Origin of the sequence: [Clostridium] symbiosum ATCC 14940 (assembly GCF_000466485.1) — a bacterium.
Lineage (GTDB): Bacteria > Bacillota > Clostridia > Lachnospirales > Lachnospiraceae > Otoolea > Otoolea symbiosa.
Genome location: NZ_KE992826.1, coordinates 2,104 through 3,189 on the forward strand (window position 1 = coordinate 2,104; position 1,086 = coordinate 3,189).

General features: G+C 35.8%; 1 protein-coding gene. It reads right to left on the minus strand.

All coding sequences use genetic code 11. From position 1 onward, the window contains the following. Positions 1 to 371: 371 nt before the first annotated feature. On the minus strand, positions 372 to 725 hold the full coding sequence (locus tag CLOSYM_RS03710; protein ID WP_003500846.1) for a nucleotide pyrophosphohydrolase: 354 nt from the start codon (positions 723 to 725) through the stop codon (positions 372 to 374). Positions 726 to 1,086 lie beyond the last annotated feature (361 nt).

Consider the following 1,086-nt stretch of genomic DNA (forward strand, 5'->3'; position numbering starts at 1 on the left):
TTTCGATCCACAAGGCTCTCGCGAGCCTCGACGAATGAAGCACAGCTTTTTCGTTTGCGTCACAACATTTCGATCCACAAGGCTCTCGCGAGCCTCGACAGCAAAAATGTACAATTATTCTTGCATCTATGCCACATTTACATGCTTCATATTATACATCTTCTACAAATCGTTTATCAAGTTGAAATTTCCTCGCGTAATTTAATAGTATTTTCCGGCCAATTGTAGTGCGAATCTCCCTGGGATTTTATGTACAACTACTATTCGCACTTGGTTCTTCTTACTAAAGATCAATACCCATCAAATCAACCCATAGTCAACCCTACAGTTTTCAAACAAGCAATGTAATAATGAAATATTATGTTTAATTTTCACTCTAAATAGGCTGTATACTTATCACGCTTCCCCTTGCATAACTCTTTTGGATATTTTCCGTTGTTTTTATTCATTTTTTCAGTAACCGCACTGAAGAGATCTAACCCCAAATCATCCGAAAGCATAAGCAGATATATAAAGATATCAGCAATTTCATCCTTCATTCTATCCAGATTATTTTCTACCGCTTCCTCACTTGATTTCCATTGGAACAATTCCAGCAATTCTGATGCTTCAAGTGAAATGGAGATTGATAAATCCTTAGGATTGTGAAACTTTCTCCAGTCTCTTTCCTCTCTAAATTTATTTATCTTGTTTATTAAATCCTGAATATTAATATCTTTTGCCATAGAAGCTTTCCCCTTCTCTTTTAAATATATTTTCTTTGTAACACTGGGAATTATAGAGTATTTCGAGGTGAGTAGTAAAGATGTATAGTCGACATAAGTGCTTCCAACTTCCAGTCGTTGAATTTCAATCCACAAGGCTCTCACGAGCCTCGACGTTGCCTAAATTTCGGAATGGACTTCAGATTGATATTTCAATCCACAAGGCTCTCACGAGCCTCGACAGCAAAAATACACAATTATCCTTGCATCCATGCCAAATTTATATATCTTAATTATACACCTTCAACAAATCATCCAGCAAGTCAAAAAATTTTCTCGTATTTTAATTGAAAATTTTTTATTTAAATTCCACCGCCCGCTT

What these genes read in the sequence shown, in the direction of transcription:
- CLOSYM_RS03710 (WP_003500846.1), bottom strand. Translation starts at nt 725, where the DNA reads ATGGCAAAAGATATTAATATTCAGGATTTAATAAACAAGATAAATAAA.